Source organism: Paraburkholderia tropica (assembly GCF_014171495.1).
GTDB lineage: Bacteria > Pseudomonadota > Gammaproteobacteria > Burkholderiales > Burkholderiaceae > Paraburkholderia > Paraburkholderia tropica.
Map to the genome: position 1 here is coordinate 833,143 of NZ_CP049136.1, position 15,539 is coordinate 848,681.

The 15,539-nt window shown below is 65.0% G+C and carries 16 protein-coding genes; 8 read left to right on the forward strand and 8 right to left on the reverse strand.

Annotation, left to right across the window (positions count from 1 at the left end; all coding sequences use genetic code 11):
• Positions 1–21 precede the first annotated feature (21 nt).
• Both G5S35_RS27270 and G5S35_RS27275 read left to right on the forward strand, forming a co-directional pair.
• Positions 22–510, forward strand: coding sequence for a cupin domain-containing protein (locus G5S35_RS27270; RefSeq protein ID WP_065061504.1), 489 nt, complete (start codon positions 22–24; stop codon positions 508–510).
• Positions 511–639: 129 nt separating this feature from the next.
• Positions 640–1,071 carry a MarR family winged helix-turn-helix transcriptional regulator gene (locus G5S35_RS27275; RefSeq protein ID WP_065061548.1) on the forward strand — a complete coding sequence of 144 codons (432 nt, stop codon included), beginning with the start codon at positions 640–642 and terminating at the stop codon, positions 1,069–1,071.
• Here the strand turns inward: G5S35_RS27275 and G5S35_RS27280 are convergent, their stop codons facing one another.
• Positions 1,072–1,854: an enoyl-CoA hydratase gene (locus G5S35_RS27280; RefSeq protein WP_074981813.1), complete on the reverse strand. Its 783-nt coding sequence runs from the start codon at positions 1,852–1,854 to the stop codon at positions 1,072–1,074.
• Positions 1,855–2,062: 208 nt separating this feature from the next.
• Between G5S35_RS27280 and G5S35_RS27285 the strand changes: the two genes are divergently transcribed.
• The 3 genes from G5S35_RS27285 to G5S35_RS27295 all read left to right on the forward strand — a co-directional run bounded on the left by G5S35_RS27285 (position 2,063) and on the right by G5S35_RS27295 (position 4,297).
• The gene (locus tag G5S35_RS27285; protein ID WP_183039495.1) at positions 2,063–2,785 is read left to right on the forward strand and encodes a GNAT family N-acetyltransferase; all 723 of its coding nucleotides are present in this window, start codon (positions 2,063–2,065) and stop codon (positions 2,783–2,785) included.
• Complete coding sequence (locus tag G5S35_RS27290) at positions 2,782–3,240, forward strand: GNAT family N-acetyltransferase (protein ID WP_183039496.1); 459 nt, start codon at positions 2,782–2,784, stop codon at positions 3,238–3,240. Before G5S35_RS27285 ends, G5S35_RS27290 begins: the two co-directional genes overlap by 4 nt.
• A 202-nt stretch (positions 3,241–3,442) precedes the next feature.
• The gene (locus G5S35_RS27295; RefSeq protein ID WP_074981811.1) at positions 3,443–4,297 is read left to right on the forward strand and encodes an alpha/beta fold hydrolase; all 855 of its coding nucleotides are present in this window, start codon (positions 3,443–3,445) and stop codon (positions 4,295–4,297) included.
• A 52-nt stretch (positions 4,298–4,349) separates the two neighbouring features.
• Here G5S35_RS27295 and G5S35_RS27300 read toward each other — a convergent pair whose 3' ends face one another.
• From G5S35_RS27300 to G5S35_RS27320, 5 genes are all read right to left on the reverse strand, one after another.
• The gene (locus G5S35_RS27300) at positions 4,350–5,396 is read right to left on the reverse strand and encodes an ABC transporter substrate-binding protein (protein WP_183039497.1); all 1,047 of its coding nucleotides are present in this window, start codon (positions 5,394–5,396) and stop codon (positions 4,350–4,352) included.
• A 50-nt stretch (positions 5,397–5,446) separates the two neighbouring features.
• Positions 5,447–6,313: an ABC transporter ATP-binding protein gene (locus tag G5S35_RS27305; protein ID WP_183039498.1), complete on the reverse strand. Its 867-nt coding sequence runs from the start codon at positions 6,311–6,313 to the stop codon at positions 5,447–5,449.
• Positions 6,307–7,344 (reverse strand): ABC transporter permease, encoded by a 1,038-nt coding sequence (locus G5S35_RS27310; RefSeq protein ID WP_183039499.1) that lies wholly within the window; start codon positions 7,342–7,344, stop codon positions 6,307–6,309. Before G5S35_RS27310 ends, G5S35_RS27305 begins: the two co-directional genes overlap by 7 nt.
• Before the next feature lie 25 nt (positions 7,345–7,369).
• Complete coding sequence (locus G5S35_RS27315; RefSeq protein WP_074981809.1) at positions 7,370–8,371, reverse strand: ABC transporter substrate-binding protein; 1,002 nt, start codon at positions 8,369–8,371, stop codon at positions 7,370–7,372.
• A 158-nt stretch (positions 8,372–8,529) separates the two neighbouring features.
• The gene (locus G5S35_RS27320; protein WP_065061495.1) at positions 8,530–8,955 is read right to left on the reverse strand and encodes a VOC family protein; all 426 of its coding nucleotides are present in this window, start codon (positions 8,953–8,955) and stop codon (positions 8,530–8,532) included.
• A 113-nt stretch (positions 8,956–9,068) separates the two neighbouring features.
• Between G5S35_RS27320 and G5S35_RS27325 the strand changes: the two genes are divergently transcribed.
• Entirely contained in the window at positions 9,069–9,944 is an 876-nt protein-coding gene (locus G5S35_RS27325; protein WP_183039500.1) for a LysR family transcriptional regulator, read from the forward strand.
• A 113-nt stretch (positions 9,945–10,057) separates the two neighbouring features.
• Here G5S35_RS27325 and G5S35_RS27330 read toward each other — a convergent pair whose 3' ends face one another.
• Both G5S35_RS27330 and G5S35_RS27335 read right to left on the reverse strand, forming a co-directional pair.
• Complete coding sequence (locus G5S35_RS27330; RefSeq protein ID WP_183039501.1) at positions 10,058–12,169, reverse strand: phosphocholine-specific phospholipase C; 2,112 nt, start codon at positions 12,167–12,169, stop codon at positions 10,058–10,060.
• Between the two features lie 92 nt (positions 12,170–12,261).
• Entirely contained in the window at positions 12,262–12,627 is a 366-nt protein-coding gene (locus tag G5S35_RS27335; protein ID WP_156773814.1) for a hypothetical protein, read from the reverse strand.
• Between the two features lie 515 nt (positions 12,628–13,142).
• Between G5S35_RS27335 and G5S35_RS27340 the strand changes: the two genes are divergently transcribed.
• A complete protein-coding gene (locus tag G5S35_RS27340; RefSeq protein ID WP_375790454.1) occupies positions 13,143–14,282 on the forward strand; it encodes a DUF2252 family protein in 1,140 nt (379 codons plus the stop codon).
• A gap of 180 nt (positions 14,283–14,462) precedes the next feature.
• Positions 14,463–15,527, forward strand: coding sequence for a cell division protein ZapE (gene zapE / locus G5S35_RS27345; protein WP_183039503.1), 1,065 nt, complete (start codon positions 14,463–14,465; stop codon positions 15,525–15,527).
• Positions 15,528–15,539: the final 12 nt, after the last annotated feature.

Consider the following 15,539-nt stretch of genomic DNA (forward strand, 5'->3'; position numbering starts at 1 on the left):
CTCTTCTCTGGGAGCCCCGTCATGCAACGCCCCGCGTTTATCCGGCACTGGACCGAGCTTGAAGGGCCGGACGACAGCCATTACAGCGGCGACACCGAACTCATGGGCATCGGCGCGCCGCTGGCCCGCACGTTCGGGCTCACGCGCATCGGCATTCATCATGTGCGGCTGCTGCCGGGTCGGCGTACGTCTTATCCGCATGCGGAAAGCGCCGAAGAAGAGTTCGTGTACGTGCTCGAAGGCACGCCCGATGCGTGGATCGACGGTCATCTGCATCGGCTCGCGCCCGGCGATTCGGTGGGCTTTCCGGCGGGCACGGGCATTTGCCATACCTTCCTGAACAACACGCGCGAGGAAGTGCGGCTGATGGTGATCGGCGAAGCCACCAAGCCCGAAAACCGCCTGCACTATCCGCTCAACGCCGAGCATCAAGCCACCCGCGACGATAGCTGGACCGACTGGCCCGAGCGCCCCATCGGCCCGCACGACGGCAAGGCGCGCAGCGAATAACGCACGCGACGCCTGCCGGAAAGCCCGCCTGACCCGCATGTTAATATTCGCACGCGAACTATTAACTCAAGCCATGCCCGCGCGCCAATGCGCAGCGCGGGCGTGGCGAGGCAACGCGAGGTGCGGGGAATGGATCATCGGCTCGTCTATCTGCTGAACGTGGGCCAGCGGCGTCTGCATCGCTGGTCGCAGGCGCGGGCGGCGTCGGGCGGCGCGACGGCGGCGCAGGTCGGGCTGCTGTTCTTTCTCGCGAAGCACGACGGCGCGTTGACGAGTGAAGCCGCCGCCGCGCTCGACCTCAAGGCGCCGGGCATGAGCGGCCTCGTGGATCGCGCGGAACGCGCCGGCCTCGTCGAGCGCCATGCCGACGAAAACGACCGCCGCGCCTCGCGGCTCTGGCTTACGAAAGACGGACGCGCGGCCGTCAAGCGTTCGAAAGCGGGTCTCGCCGATCTGAACGCGCGTCTGACCGAAGGTTTCAGCGAGGCGGAAATCGACGTCGTCGCGCGCTGGCTCGGCAGCTTGCAGGACAAATTCCCCGCCCTCGACGACGACGCGTAATCACCGCCGCGAAAGTTTCGTGAAATCCGGCGCGCGCTTCTGTGCGAACGCCATGAACGCTTCCTTCGCTTCGGCGCTCGCAAGTCGCTCGACGAAAATCGCGCTTTCGCTGTCCATCTGCCCGACCAGCTTTTCCGCGTCGCGCATCAGCCGCTTCATGGCCGTGAGCGAACCCGCCGGCCGCGCGGCGATTTTTTCGGCGATACGGCGTGCCTCCGCGCGCAATTCCGCGACCGGCACCGTGCGGTTCGCGATGCCCCATGCCACGGCGGCATCGGCGGGAACGGGGTCGCCGAGCGCGAACATCTCGAAGGCGCGCGTGTGCCCGATGCGCAGCGGCATCAGATAACTCGACGCCGCTTCCGGCACCAGTGCGAGGTTCACGAACGGCGTGATCAGTTGCGCGTCGTCGGCGAGCAGCACGTAATCGCAGTGGAGCAGCATCGTCGTGCCAACGCCCACGGCCTTGCCCTGCACCGCGGCCACAATCGGCACCGTGGCCGTGGCCAGCGCGCGCAGAAAGCGCAGCACATGGCGCTCCTCGGGGGCGTTGCCCATCGCCTGCGCGGCGAATTCCGATACGTCATTGCCTGCGGTGAACAGGTCGCCGTCGGCCTGAATCAGCAGCACGCGGATGGCGTCGTCTTCGTTGGCGCGCGCGATGGCGTCGGCGAGCGCGCCGTACATCGCATTGGTCAGCGCGTTCTTCTTGTCGATCCGCGTAATCGTCGCGGTCAGCACGCCCACCTCTTCCGCCAGTTGCAGCTGAATTTCCGGGGCCATCGTCTCGTCTCCTGATTGGTGCGTTAAATTTCGCATGCGAAGTATAGTTTTGTTCGCATACGAAGTAAACGGAATCTGGCCATCGATCGTGGCCCCAACGAACCCCATTTCCGTGGATCTTTGCAAGGAACCACCACTGCGCTACCTTATTCATCCTGTCGCGCCTTATCGCTCGATCACGCACGCAACGGACCTCAGGAACGCACTCATGGCCTCCCGCCTCAACGAATACCAGCAGCCCATCGGCCCCGCCGTCGACAACTGGACGCCGCGCGAGCGCCCCGCGCGCGTGACGATCGAAGGCGTGCGTTGCCGCATCGAACCAGTCGATGTCGAGCGTCACGCCGCCGATCTCTTCGAAGCCTATTGCCAGGCCGCCGACGGCCGCGACTGGACCTATCTCTTCACCGGCCCGTTCACCGACTTCGCCGCCTTCCGCGAGTATCTGGTCAAGGCCGCCGCCTCTCCCGATCCGCTGCACTACACCATCGTCGACCGCGCGACCGGCAAGGCCGTCGGCACCTTCGCGCTCATGCGCATCGATTCCGCGCATGGCGTGATCGAGGTGGGCAGCGTGACGTTCTCGCCGCGGCTCAAGCGCACCGCGCTCTCGACCGAGGCGCAATATCTGCTGATGCGCTACGTATTCGACGATCTCGGTTATCGCCGCTACGAGTGGAAATGCGACAGCCTCAACGCGCCCTCGCGTCAAACCGCGCTGCGACTCGGCTTCCAGTTCGAAGGCATCTTCCGGCAAGCGGTCGTTTATAAGGGCCGCAGCCGCGATACCGCGTGGTTCGCCGTCATCGATCAGGACTGGCCGCAGGTGCGCGCCGGCTTCGAGCAATGGCTCGCGAGCAGCAATTTCGACGCCGAAGGCAATCAGCGCGCGTCGCTGGCGAGCCTGCGCGAAGGGAGCCCGCGCGCATGACGCCGATTCACACTGAAGCCATCGTGACTCGCGACGTCGCGCCCGCCGACCGCGACGACTGGCTGCGCCTCTGGGCCGGCTACACGGCGTTCTACGAAACCGAAGTCGCGCCGGAGGTCAGCGCGCGCACATGGGAACGCCTGCTCGATCCGGCCAGCCCGATGCTCGGCCGCGTCGCGCAGCTGGGCGATCGCGTGGTGGGTTTCAGCATTGCCGTGCTGCATGAGGGCACGTGGGTCGTGGCGCCCATCGGCTATCTGGAAGATCTGTTCGTCGATCCGTCCTGTCGCGGCCGGGGCGTCGGCCGGCGGCTGATCGAAGATCTCGTCGCACTCGGACGCGCACGCGGCTGGTCGCGTCTGTACTGGCACACGCGGCGCGACAATCCCGCGCGCAAGCTGTACGACACTTTCGTTCAGGCCGACGACTTCGTGCGCTATCAACTCGCGCTGTAAGGCGCACCCACGGCGGCATGGTGATGCAGGGGCGCATCGCGCACCGCCCGGCTCGTCTGCGCCTTCGCTGGAATCGGTTCCAATTCCGTCGTGAAAGGCCCGTTATCAATCAGAAAACCTTATTGCAACGTTCAATTAATTTCGTTTCCCTTAAGCGTTGACCTGCGGCAAAGTGTCATCTCCGCGACTGGAGTGCATCTCCGTGAACCAACGCATCGATCCGTCCCTTCTTGCCCCGCCCGACCTGTCGTTCGCCACGCTGCATTCGGGTGTCGTCCTGCCGTATCTCGAACGCGGGGAAGGCGAACCGCTCCTGTTCGTGCACGGCTCGCTGTGCGACTACCGCTACTGGGCGCCCCAACTGGACGGACTCGCGGACGATTTCCGCTGCATCTCGCCGAGCCTGAGCCATTACTGGCCGGCCGCCGACGCCTGCATTCAGGGCGATTTCGGCTGGGAAAGCCATCTGCACGAACTGGCTGACTTCATCGAGGCGCTGGGGCTCGAATCGGTTCACGTCGTCGGCCATTCGCGCGGCGGCTCGATTGCCTATCACCTCGCACGCCGTTATCCGCGCCTCGTGCGCACGCTCGTGCTCGCCGATCCGGGCGGCCCGCTGCGCCGTCTCGAAGACGACGAAGACGTGCTGCCGCCGGCGACCAACGCGCTGCGTACGCGCGCCGCAAATCTGATCGAAGACGGTCTGCTCGAAGAAGGTCTCGAACTGTTCGTCGACTCAGTGAGCATGCCGGGCGCGTGGCGCAAGAGCCCGCAGGCATTCCGCGAGATGGCCATCGCCAACGCCACGACGCTGCCCAAGCAGCTCGACGATCCGCTGCCCGCCTACATGCGCCGCCCCGCCGCCGACATCAAATGCCGCACGCTGCTGATCGACGGCCAGCGCAGCCCGCTGATGTTCCGCAACAACGTGGAAGCGCTCGAAGAATGGATCGAGTTCGCGCAGCGCGTGACCATGAAAGGCGCGACGCACGGCATGAACGGCACGCATCCCGACCTCTTCAACACCTACGTGCGCAACTTCATCGCGCAAGTCTGATCGGTCTGACGCAGGCGTTCGGCGCTCGCCGAACGCTTCGCCGTTTGCTCCGCTACGCGAGCACGTCCGCGAACACGCGCGACGCGAACTGATTCGAATCGGTGCTCGCGTTCACCACGCCCACGGTCTTGAGATCGTCGGCGTACAGCGCGATTTCCTTCCTGAACGCCGCGCCCACCGGATGATGACCGTCCGTGTGGCTCTTGAGCATGGCCGTGAGCTGGTTCACATCGGCGTTCGGCGCGTAAGCCGAAAACACCTTCGCCGCCTCCGCCGGATGATCAGCGGTCCATTGCGTCGCTTCCAGCAGCGCCGCCGTGAGCGCCTGCGCCGTCGCGCGATCGCGGCGCACGAGCGTGCCGCGCACGCCCAGCACGCAGCAGACACGATTTGCGTACTCGCCGCACAGATTGTTCGACACCTCGTACAGATGATCCGATTCGCGCAGCGTCCAGATGGTCGGGTCGCCGTCCGCGATCGCCTGCACCTCGCCCTTTTTCAGCGCCGCGCCGAGCAGGTTCGCCGGATACTGACGCCAGCGCACGTCGCTGTCCGGATCGATGCCGATCTTCTTGAGCGTGATCGCAAAGAAGTTCTTCGCCGGACTCGCCATGTCGCTCACGCCCACCGCGCGGCCCTTGAGCCCGGCGAGATCGACGATGCCCGACTGCTTCGTCGCGAGCAGACGCATGCAGCCGCCATGAATGCCCGCGGTGAGCTTCACGTCGAAACCCTGTTCGAGCGGCTTGATCCAGCGTAGCGCCATGCCGACGCCCGCGTCTGACTTGCCCGTGGCGATCGCTTCGAGCAGTTGATCGGTCGAGCCTGCGAAGTTCACGAGTTCGACGTCGAGGCCGTGCTTGCGGAAAAAGCCTTGCGTCGCGGCCACCGGCACGGGCGCGGTGCAGATCGCGCCCGCGTTCCACGAGAGCTTGAGGTGTTTGGCGTTCTCGTCAGCGCGCGCGCGGGACGCGGGCAGACCGAAGGCGAGTCCGCCCAGCGCGGCCGCGCCGGTTGCGAATGCGGTGTTGCGCAGCCACGTGCGGCGTGCAGGTTGAATGGGCTGATCGGGCGTGGCGTGTTGGTCGGGCGGGTTCATGGTTTATCGGTATCACAATTATTTAGGCATTCTGATTAACGACGATGCACTCACGCATCGAGACCGAGTTGCGCGAGCACGTCACGCCGCAATTCGACGATCTTCGGATCGTCGCGATGGCGCGGATACGGCGCGTCGTTTTGCACCTGCGCGACGATGCGCGCGGGCCGCGCGCTGAACACCACCACGCGGTTGGCCATCACGAGCGCTTCTTCCACGTCATGCGTAACGAGTAGCACCGAAACACGCGTGCGCTGCCATAGCGCGACGAGTTCCGACTGCATGCGCATACGCGTGAGCGAATCGAGCTTGCCGAACGGCTCGTCGAGCGCGAGCAGCGCCGGATCGTTGACGAGCGCACGCGCGAGCGCCGCGCGCTGCGCCATGCCGCCCGAGAGTTGATGCGGATACGCCTGCTCGAAGCCTTTCAGGCCGACGAGTTCGAGCGCGGCGTCGATACGCGTCTCGGCTTCGCCATGTGCCGACGTCGCGCGGCGTGCGAACCCGCCGCGCCGCGCGCGCTGCGCCTGCGGACCGAGCCCGACGTTCTCGCGCACCGTGCGCCACGGAAACAGCGTCGGGTCCTGAAACACCAGCACGCGCGATGGATCGGGACCGGCAATCGGTACGCCGTTCGCGTGCAGCGTGCCGCTCAGCGGCGCATCGAGGCCCGCGACGAGACGCAGCAAGGTCGACTTTCCGCAGCCGCTCGGCCCGAGCAGCGCGACGAACTCGCCCGGTTCGACCGTGAGGCTCACGTCTTCGAGCACGGGCAGCGTTTCCCCGCGCAGCGCGAAACCCTGCGTGACGTTGCGCACGTCGATGCGCGCGCCAATGGGCGCATCGTCCGGCGCCGGATCATGCGACTCGTACGGCGCGAGGTCTTCGGGTTGCAATGCAAGCGTCGCGGCTACCATTTGAGCAGTCCTTTTTGCCAGCCGAGCAGGCGGTCGCGCACGCGAAAGAGCAGCGTGATGAGGCCCGAGCACATCAGCGCCATCACGAGCAGGCCCGCGTACATGTTCGAATAGGCGGCCCAGCCCTGGGCCCATTGCAGATACCAGCCGAGCCCGGCTTTCACGCCCATCATCTCGGCGACGATGAGTACGGAAAACGACGCGCCCAACCCCATGAACAGGCCGACGAACACCGACGGCAGCGCCGCAGGAATCGCCACGCGCACGATCAGGAACGCGGGCCGAGCGCCGAGCGTGCGCGCGACGTCGTAGAACGCGGCATTCACGCTCGCGACGCCCGACCACGTGAGGACCGCCACCGGAAACGCCGTGGCGAGCGCGATCAGAAATACGCTTGCGCTGAAGCTCGACGGAAAAAAGAAGAACGCGAGCGGCAGCCAGGCCGTTGCGGGCAGCGGGCCGACGAGGCGCAGCACCGGATGCAGCCAGTAGCCCACCGCGCGCGACCAGCCGATGCTTACGCCGACGACGAAACCCGTCGCCGCGCCGATCAGATAACCAAACGATAGCAATCCGAACGAATGCGCCACGCTCGATAAAAGCCGCGCGTAATCGTCGAAGAACACAGCGATGAGCGCTTGCGGCGGCGCGAAGAACGGACGCGGCAGGATTTCGAGCTTCGCCGTGACGATCTCCCACGCGCTGATGCCGAACGCGAGCGCCAGCAACCACGGCGCGATGGCGGGCGCCACGCCCGCGCGACCGCCGCGCCAGGCGAGCAGAACGGCCACGACGGCGAGCGCGAGTTCGATCGCCAGCAGCGCATCGGTGTGCGGCCAGTCGTCGAGGCTCGGCCAGGCGCGCGTGACGGCCGCCGCGCCGAGCCATGCGAGCGATGCCGCCCAGGCGGTCCATGTTGTCCAGCGTCCGCGCGCGGCGCGCGTGGTCGATGAAGGCGCGCGCGCTGTCGCCGCCTGTTGCGTCTGTTGCGCCGATGGCAGCGTCAACGTTCGTGCTGCGCGAGAAGTCATGATCGATCGTCCTCCGTTGCGAGATTCAGGCCGCGCCGATCTGCGTATCGGACACGGCGCGCACATCGATGCGGCGCGGCAGAATGCCGTCGTCCACGGCTTTGTCGGCGACACGCTGCAGCGTCGTGACATCGTCGCCGGTCACGAAGCGCAGCCTGAGCGCGGAGCGCTGCGTGATGGTGAGCGCCGCCGTATCGGGCGTGCGCGTGAGCGTGCCGTAGACGCGCGCGTAGGCTTGCGGATTCGCGAGCGCCCACTGCCCTGCGTGCTGGATGCGCACGAGCACGTCGGCGATGGCGGCGCGCTTGAGCGGGTCGGCGTGCGCCGCGCCCGACGCGGTGATGAAGTTGAGGCCGCTGTTGATGCCCGTGCCGTCGCGCAGCACGCGCGCGCCGCGCGACACCGCGATGCCGTAGTACGGATCGAAGGTCGCCCACACGTCGAGCGCGCCCGAGGCGAATGCGGCGAACGCATCGACGGGCAGGATGTAGCGCACGTTCACGTCGTGGCGCGACAGGCCCGCTTCGGCGAGCGCGCCGTAGAGCTGGAATTCGGAAATGCTGCCGCGCGCCGACGACACCGCGATCGTGCGTCCCTTCAGCTGCGCGACGGTGCGGATCGGCGAATCCTGCGGCACGAGCAGGCCGAGTTGCGTGGGCGAGCCGACGCGCGTCGCCACGATGCGCAGTGACGGATCGCCGGTGGCCGCCGCGAGCACCGGCAAGTCGCCCGCGGGCGCGATATCGACGGCGTTCGCGCGCTGCGCTTCGAACAGCGGCGCGGCGCCCTGAAAATTCGCCCAACGATAACGATAAGACGCGCCGTCGAGCCCTTTCGCGGCTTCGACGAGCGCGCGCAAACCGCCCGCCTGATCGCCGAGCACAAGCGTAACCGACGAAAGATCGGCGGCGGCCGCGCGACGCGGCGCCGTCGCGAGGCCGAGCGCCGCGAGCGGCGCAGCGGCGCACGCGCCGAGCAGACGCCGGCGCAGCAGGAACGACGTCGAAGCGGAGACAGAAGCGGACATAGGCCCTCGCGTGCAATATGGCTGCAAGCGTAGCGACGATATGTACCGCTGAGAATTATTCTATTTCGATATGTTTATATCGAAACACTATTTATGTTTTGCATGCAGGACGCACTGTTTTCGTGCGCCTGCGTTCGGCCAACATTATTCAGCAAACGTCACTTTGCAAACAGTTGGCCGATATCCTTGAACGCCTTGAATTCGAGCGCGTTGCCGCACGGGTCGAACAGGAACATGGTGGCCTGCTCGCCCACCTGGCCCTGGAAGCGGATATACGGTTCGATCACGAACGCCGTGCCGAAGGCGCGCAGGCGCTCCGCGAGCGCTTCCCACTGCGTCCATTCGAGCACCACGCCGAAGTGCGGCACCGGCACGTCGTGGCCATCGACGGGATTCGTGTGTGCGCTTTCCTGCGACGCCGTTTTCGGATGCTCGTGAATCACAAGTTGATGACCGAAGAAGTCGAAATCGACCCAGGCATCGCTCGAACGGCCTTCCGCGAGACCGAACACGCGGCCGTAGAAGTCGCGCGCGGCGGCCAGATCGTAGACGGGAATCGCCAGATGGAAGGGGGAAAGACTCATGACGCGCTCCGGTTTGCGGGGATGGTGTCGTGGGGAAATCGCCTCATCATACGCACGGGTTTGGCTCAATGAAATCAATATATAATTTTCGAATACATAAAGGAAATTTGTGAATGATTCGTGAGCTGAAAACGCTGATTGCTGTCGCGCGCGAAGGTACGTTCGCCGCTGCGGGCAAGCGCATCGGCCTCACGCAGGCAGCCGTCAGCGCGCAGATGCAGCGGCTCGAAGCCGAACTGGGTTTCGCGCTTTTCGAACGCGAAGGCCGCCATGCGCGCCTGAACGCGCGCGGCGAGCAACTGCTCGTGCAGGCGCAGGAAGTGATCCGTCTCTATGGCAATCTGAGCGCCGTTACCGTCGATCCGGCCGTCGAGATGCGCGTGACGATCGGCGCAATCGCTTCGGTGCAGCGCGCGCTGTTGCCCGACGCGCTCGCCGCGTTCTACCGGCAATGGCCCGGCGCGCACACGCGCGTAATTCCCGGTTTGTCGATGGAACTCATCAATCTCGTCGATGCAGGCGAAGCCGATCTCGCCGCCATCATCCGTCCGCCCTTCGCGCTTCAGAGCGATTTGCGCTGGACCTCGCTGCGGCGCGAACCGTTCATGTTGATCGTGCCGCGTGCCGTCAAGGGCAACGACTGGATGGAGCTGATCGCCACGCAACCGTATATCCGCTATGACCGCGCGTCGTTCGGCGGACGTCAGGTCGATCGCTTCTTGCGGCGTATGCAGTTGAACGTGCGCGAGATCTGCGAACTCGACGAACTCGAAGCGATCGTCAAGCTCGTCGAGAATGGCGTGGGCGTGGCGCTTGTGCCGCAAACGGCCACCTACCGGAAATGGCCCGCGAAAGTGCGCGCGCTCGATCTCGGCCATCACGTGTTTCACCGCGACATCGGCATCGTGCATCGCGCGGCGCGGCAGATGAGCGAATCGGCGAAACGCTTGCTCGGCTTGCTGGAAGAACAGGCTCAGCGCGACGCCTGAAGCATTGAAAAAGCCACGGCGCGCCGCGCGGGCGGCACCGTGGCTTCATCTGTTCGAGCGCATGCGTCGGATGACCGATCGACGCACGCGCGCTCAAACGCTGTCGACAATCCTCATGCGCCGAGTGCCGGATCGCTATAGCTCGGACGGCCCGTTTCCACGTGGCCGGCAATGCGGCGCACGAACGTCGCGTCGCTATCGACGGTAATGGTCAGGTCGTACCAGCCGTGCGCGTTGCGCAGGTCGAGATAGAGTTGCTCCGTATCGCCGCCGCGCACCGTGTGCTGGATCTTCGTGCTCGGGTCATACGCGTTGACGATCGTGAACTGGCAGCGCGCGTGGCCCGTGTTTTCCAGACGCAGTTGCAGATTGCCGTTCGCCACGTCGTAGCCTTCCGCCACTTCCGGACGCGCCACGTCGCTGCCGAACCAGCCAGTCTGCACCTGCTTGCCCGCGAAGCGGCGCAGGAAGCCGTTCGGACCATGCACGGTGAAATCGTAGGCGCCGGTCAGGCCAATCGTGAGCTTGTCTTCAAGACGCTTGCCTGATTCCACCGTGTAGGTGCGCGGCGCATCGAGACTGCCCGCCGTGTAGAGCAGGAACACTGCGCCCGCGCGGCCCGTGTTGATGAAGTGCGCGGCCGCCGTGCCCGTCGACACGTTCGCGTTGAAACGCACGAACAGTTCGTACGGTAGCGCGCGTGCGTGACGCACGCCGGATTCCTGCTTCGGCACCGCGCCGACGGCCGGCGGCAGCGGCACGTAATCGGGGTGACGGTTCTGGTCCGGCGGCGCGTAGCCGGTGGTCGAAGGCAGCGTGGGCAGCGCGGCATTCGGCGTGGCGAAGTCGAACGCAGCGGTCAGGTCGCCACATACGGCGCGACGCCACGGCGTGATATTCGCCTCACGCAAATCGTGATGGACTCCGAAGCGTTTTTCGATGAAGCGAATCACCGAGGTGTGATCGAAGGTTTCGGAGCACACCCAGCCGCCGCGCGACCACGGCGAGACCACCAGCATCGGCACGCGCGGTCCGAGACCGTACGGCCCCGACGCGTATTTGCTGCTGCCGGGGAAAATCTCGTTGGTGGTATCGACCGTCGACAAACCGTTCGCGCTCGACGCGGGCGGGAACGGCGGCGCAAGGTGATCGAAGAAGCCGTCGTTCTCGTCGTAGTTCACGAGCAGCACGGTCTTGCTCCAGAGATCGGGATTCGACGTGAGAATCTGCAGCACCTGATCCACGTACCACGCACCGTAGTTCGCGGGCCAGTTCGGATGCTCCGAATAGGCCTCGGGCGCGACGATCCACGAAACCTGCGGCAGCGTGTTGTTGGCCACGTCCTGCTTGAGCACGTCGAAATAGCCGCCGCCGGCGAGCACGTTCGTGCCCGTGCGCGCGCGATCATAAAGCGGGTTGCCCGGCTGCGCGTTCTGGTATTGCGTGAAGTACAGCAGCGAGTTGTCGCCGTAATTGCCGATATACGGGTTGTCGCCGGTCCAGCCCCACGCGCCCTTCGCGTCGAGGCCCTCGCCCACGTCCTGATAGATCTTCCACGAAATGCCCGCGTTTTGCAGCACTTCCGGATACGTGGACCAGCCGTAGCCCGCTTCGGCGTTGTCGACCACCGGGCCACCGCCGCTGCCGTCGTTGCCCACCCAGCCGGTCCACATGTAGTAGCGGTTCGGGTCGGTCGAGGTCAGCGTCGAACAGTGATAGGCGTCGCAGATCGTGAAGGCGTCCGCGAGTTGATAGTGGAACGGAATGTCGTCGCGCGTGAGATACGCCATCGTCGTCGTGCCCTTCGACGGCACCCACTGATCGTAACGGCCGCCGTTCCACGCGGCGTGCGTGGTGGGCCAGTCGTGCGGCAGATCCTGAAGGAACTGCAGGCCGAGATTGGCGGCGGTCGGATGGAACGGCAGCACTTCGCCGACACCCGCTGCGAGCGGCTGATTCCAAACCGGCTTGCCATTGGGCAGCGTGATGGCGCGCGTGTCGCCGAAACCGCGCACGCCGCGCAGCGTGCCGAAGTAATGGTCGAACGAACGGTTCTCCTGCATGAGAATCACGATGTGCTCGACATCCTTGATGCTGCCCGTGCGATTGTTCGCGGGAATCGCGAGCGCGTTGCGGATGCCTTGCGGCAGCATCGTCAGGGCGGTGGCCGAACCTGCGCTCATCGCGGCGGTGCGGAGAAAGTCACGGCGGCTTCTCGAAGTCATGTTCTGGTTTCCATCTTCAGGTTGAGAAAGCGCGCGCGATGCGCCGACGCCGGTTCGTCCGGCAAGCGGCAAACGTCGCGCGGCCGGGGGCGTCAATCGGCGGTGTGAATCTCGGGTGTGGCGAGTGGTTCGTTCTGCGCGCTTTGCGCGCCGTCGCTCGCGGAAGGCTGCGCGGGCGAACGCACGGTATTCGCCGGCAACGCGGTCGCGCTGCTGGTGGTATCGGTTGAATTCGATGCAGTGGAATCGGACGCGGGCGCGAACGTGGCAGCGAGCGGTTGCTGCTGCGACGGCTGCGATGGCTGTGCTCGTTGCGCGGAAGGCTGCACGTCGGCCAGTTCGCGCGCGGCGCCCGACGTGAGTGAGACGCGTGCGTCATCCGCGCGATCGCTGCACGCGCTGAACGCGCAGGCGGTGATCGCACAGACGAACGTCACGGCGCACGCGCGCATGGACATGCGCGCTCCGGGCAAGCTCAAACGTTTGCGCGGCGCGCTCCACCATAGCGGGCGCACCGGCGCGAAATCGACCGTCATCGAAGTCTCCAACCAGAGAGAGGTGCAACAACGGCTCGAGGAGCGGCCCGAGCGAAGCCCTCACCGCAGGTAAGCAGCGGTAAGGCAACGCTGAAGTGTAGCGAAACTGCTTTTAATTTTTATGACGGCGCGCGCGGGCGTGCACATTGGCCCACCCTCGCGAGTTCGCGCATTCGCGCGCGGCGTCGCGATTCGCTCATTACAGCCTTTCAATTCGTAATGTCGTGCGGCACGCCGTTTGCTGGGTTTGCTGCCTATGCGCGCACAATGAACGCGGTATTGCCGAGCAACGTCACCCGCGCGAGCGAGGATGCATCATGGCCCATGAAAAAAAATCGAAGAAACCCAGCCGACAAGCCCATCACGCAAAGCGGTCCACGCGCTTTCCAAAATCATCCGAACGCCAGGCAATCCTGACTGAACAGCGACGCCTGAAAATGGCGCGCTCGCCGCATGCGTACGTACGCGGCAACACCGCGCAATTCTATGCATGGATCAACGAATCCAACGGCAGCTCGCTGCCGCATGGCCCGGCGATCTGGATCTGCGGCGACTGCCATACCGGCAATCTCGGTCCAGTCGCGAATCAGGACGGCAAGGTCGAAGTGCATATTCGCGATCTCGATCAGACCGTGATCGGCAATCCGGTGCACGATCTGATTCGCCTCGGCCTTTCGCTGGCGACGGCGGCGCGCGGCTCATCGCTCTCAGGATTGACGATCGTGCATATGATGGAAGCGCTTGCGGCGGGCTATGAATCGGCGTTCGCCATCAAGCATAGGAATCCGAATCTTCCTGATCGCCCCGAACCCGTTCACCTTGCGATGAAACTTGCCGTGCGTCGATCATGGAAGCATCTCGCGCAAGAACGTATCGAGGATCTCAAGCCGACAATTCCGTTCGGCAAACGCTTCTGGCCGCTCACGCGCGCTGAAAACAAGGCAATCACGGAGATTTTCCGCGACGAAGCGATCGCCAGTTTGCCCACAGGACTGCGCGGGCGCAACGACGCAGGCAAAGTCGAAGTGCTCGACGCGGCGTACTGGGTGAAGGGTTGCAGTTCGCTCGGACGTCTGCGCTATGCGGTGTTGCTCGACGTCGATGGTGGCGTGATCGAAGGCGACGATCTCTGTCTCATGGACATCAAGGAAGGCGTGAAGGCGGCCGCGCCACGTTATGAAGACGCATCGATGCCGCGCGACAACGCCGAGCGCGTCGTCGAGGGCGCGCGTCATCTTTCGCCGTTTCTCGGCGAGCGCATGCGGGCCGCACGCATGCTCGATCGCGCGGTGGTGATCCGCGAATTGCTGCCGCAAGATCTCAAGCTCGAGATCGACGAACTCGACAAGGACGATGCGCGCGCGGTCGCCTTCTATCTTGCGGCGGTCGTCGGTAAAGCGCACGCGCGGCAGATGGACCCGCCCTCGCGACGCGCGTGGCTCGCAGAATTGCGGCGCAATCGTTCGAAGACGATCAACGCGCCGCTCTGGCTCTGGAACAGCGTCGTGCAACTCGCAAGCAGTCACGAAGCGGGCTATCTGGAACATTGCCGACGCTACGCGACAGGTGTCAACTGACGCCGCAATGCACGCGCGACGGACGCACAAAACCAGCACAACGGGGCGCGAACGACTGCCCGCGAGCGGGCGCGCGATTCGGGCCCCCTGTTAAACTGGCGCGGTTGTGTCGTGAGTGCCGTGCGCATTGCGCGTCGTGCGCCGCGCGCGTTTTCCGAAGCCCTTCCCGTTTTTATCCGCATGCTCGATCCGTCCGCCGTCATTCGCGCACTCGCTGCCAAAGCTATTCGTGCGGACGACAGTCAGCGCCTCGCGATCGACGCGTTGCTGGCCATGATCAATCGCGAAGGCACGCAGGGCGTGTACTGTCACGGGCTGCCGGGACGCGGCAAAAGTCTGGTCGTCGATACGGTGTTCGCGCTCGCGCAATGCCCGAAGCGGCGCATTCACTTTCACGAGTTCACGCGCGAAGTGAATCGCCGGCTCGTGCAAGCGCCGCGCAGCGACGATCGTCTTGGCGACGTCTCGCGCGCGTGGCTCGAAGGCGTCGATCTGCTCTACTTCGATGAATTTCACGTCCACGATATCGCCGATGCTTTTCTGATCGGGCGCTTTCTCGAAACGGCGCTCGAACAAGGCACGCGCATCGTGCTGACCTCGAATTACAGCCCCGACAATCTGCTGCCCGATCCCGAGTTTCACGCGCGCTTCGAGCCGACCATCGCGTTGATCGCGCGGCACTTCAAGGTGATCGCCTTCGACGGTGCGCGCGATTATCGCGAACTCGGCGCGCAAGCGACGGAGCAGCGCTACTTCGCGCCGCTCGACGGCACGCGCGAGGCGTTGTGGTCGATCTATCGCGAGTATGAGGCACAAGGCGCGGTGCATCCGGCGACCATCGAGGTCGCGGGGCGACCGCTCGCCGTCACGGCTGCGGGCAAGCAACTGGTGTGGGCCGATTTCGATGCGCTGTGCGGCACTCACCGTTCGCACCTCGATTATCTTGCCCTCGCGGAACGCTGGCAGGGTCTGATTCTCGATGGCCTCGACACGTCGCTGCTCAAGCGCGGCGACGTGCTGCAGCGATTCGTCTGGCTCGTCGATATTCTCTACGATCGCAAACACGCGCTGTTCATCGCGTCCGACCGGCCGATTCGCGCGGCGCTTGAAGGACTCGACGGCGCGCACGATGTGTCGCGCACGACGAGCCGCCTCGCCGAGATGCAATCGCGCGGCTATGCGAGCGGCCTGGTGCGACGACACATCGCGGCCGCTTCGTCGCCGGATGCGGAAACGGTCGGTTGATGTCGACAGCGC

What these genes read in the sequence shown, in the direction of transcription:
- G5S35_RS27270 (WP_065061504.1), top strand. Translation starts at nt 22, where the DNA reads ATGCAACGCCCCGCGTTTATCCGGCACTGGACCGAGCTTGAAGGGCCG.
- G5S35_RS27275 (WP_065061548.1), top strand. Translation starts at nt 640, where the DNA reads ATGGATCATCGGCTCGTCTATCTGCTGAACGTGGGCCAGCGGCGTCTG.
- G5S35_RS27280 (WP_074981813.1), bottom strand. Translation starts at nt 1,854, where the DNA reads ATGGCCCCGGAAATTCAGCTGCAACTGGCGGAAGAGGTGGGCGTGCTG.
- G5S35_RS27285 (WP_183039495.1), top strand. Translation starts at nt 2,063, where the DNA reads ATGGCCTCCCGCCTCAACGAATACCAGCAGCCCATCGGCCCCGCCGTC.
- G5S35_RS27290 (WP_183039496.1), top strand. Translation starts at nt 2,782, where the DNA reads ATGACGCCGATTCACACTGAAGCCATCGTGACTCGCGACGTCGCGCCC.
- G5S35_RS27300 (WP_183039497.1), bottom strand. Translation starts at nt 5,396, where the DNA reads ATGAACCCGCCCGACCAACACGCCACGCCCGATCAGCCCATTCAACCT.
- G5S35_RS27305 (WP_183039498.1), bottom strand. Translation starts at nt 6,313, where the DNA reads ATGGTAGCCGCGACGCTTGCATTGCAACCCGAAGACCTCGCGCCGTAC.
- G5S35_RS27310 (WP_183039499.1), bottom strand. Translation starts at nt 7,344, where the DNA reads ATGACTTCTCGCGCAGCACGAACGTTGACGCTGCCATCGGCGCAACAG.
- G5S35_RS27315 (WP_074981809.1), bottom strand. Translation starts at nt 8,371, where the DNA reads ATGTCCGCTTCTGTCTCCGCTTCGACGTCGTTCCTGCTGCGCCGGCGT.
- G5S35_RS27320 (WP_065061495.1), bottom strand. Translation starts at nt 8,955, where the DNA reads ATGAGTCTTTCCCCCTTCCATCTGGCGATTCCCGTCTACGATCTGGCC.
- G5S35_RS27325 (WP_183039500.1), top strand. Translation starts at nt 9,069, where the DNA reads ATGATTCGTGAGCTGAAAACGCTGATTGCTGTCGCGCGCGAAGGTACG.
- G5S35_RS27330 (WP_183039501.1), bottom strand. Translation starts at nt 12,169, where the DNA reads ATGACTTCGAGAAGCCGCCGTGACTTTCTCCGCACCGCCGCGATGAGC.
- G5S35_RS27335 (WP_156773814.1), bottom strand. Translation starts at nt 12,627, where the DNA reads ATGTCCATGCGCGCGTGCGCCGTGACGTTCGTCTGTGCGATCACCGCC.
- G5S35_RS27340 (WP_375790454.1), top strand. Translation starts at nt 13,143, where the DNA reads ATGGCGCGCTCGCCGCATGCGTACGTACGCGGCAACACCGCGCAATTC.
- zapE (WP_183039503.1), top strand. Translation starts at nt 14,463, where the DNA reads ATGCTCGATCCGTCCGCCGTCATTCGCGCACTCGCTGCCAAAGCTATT.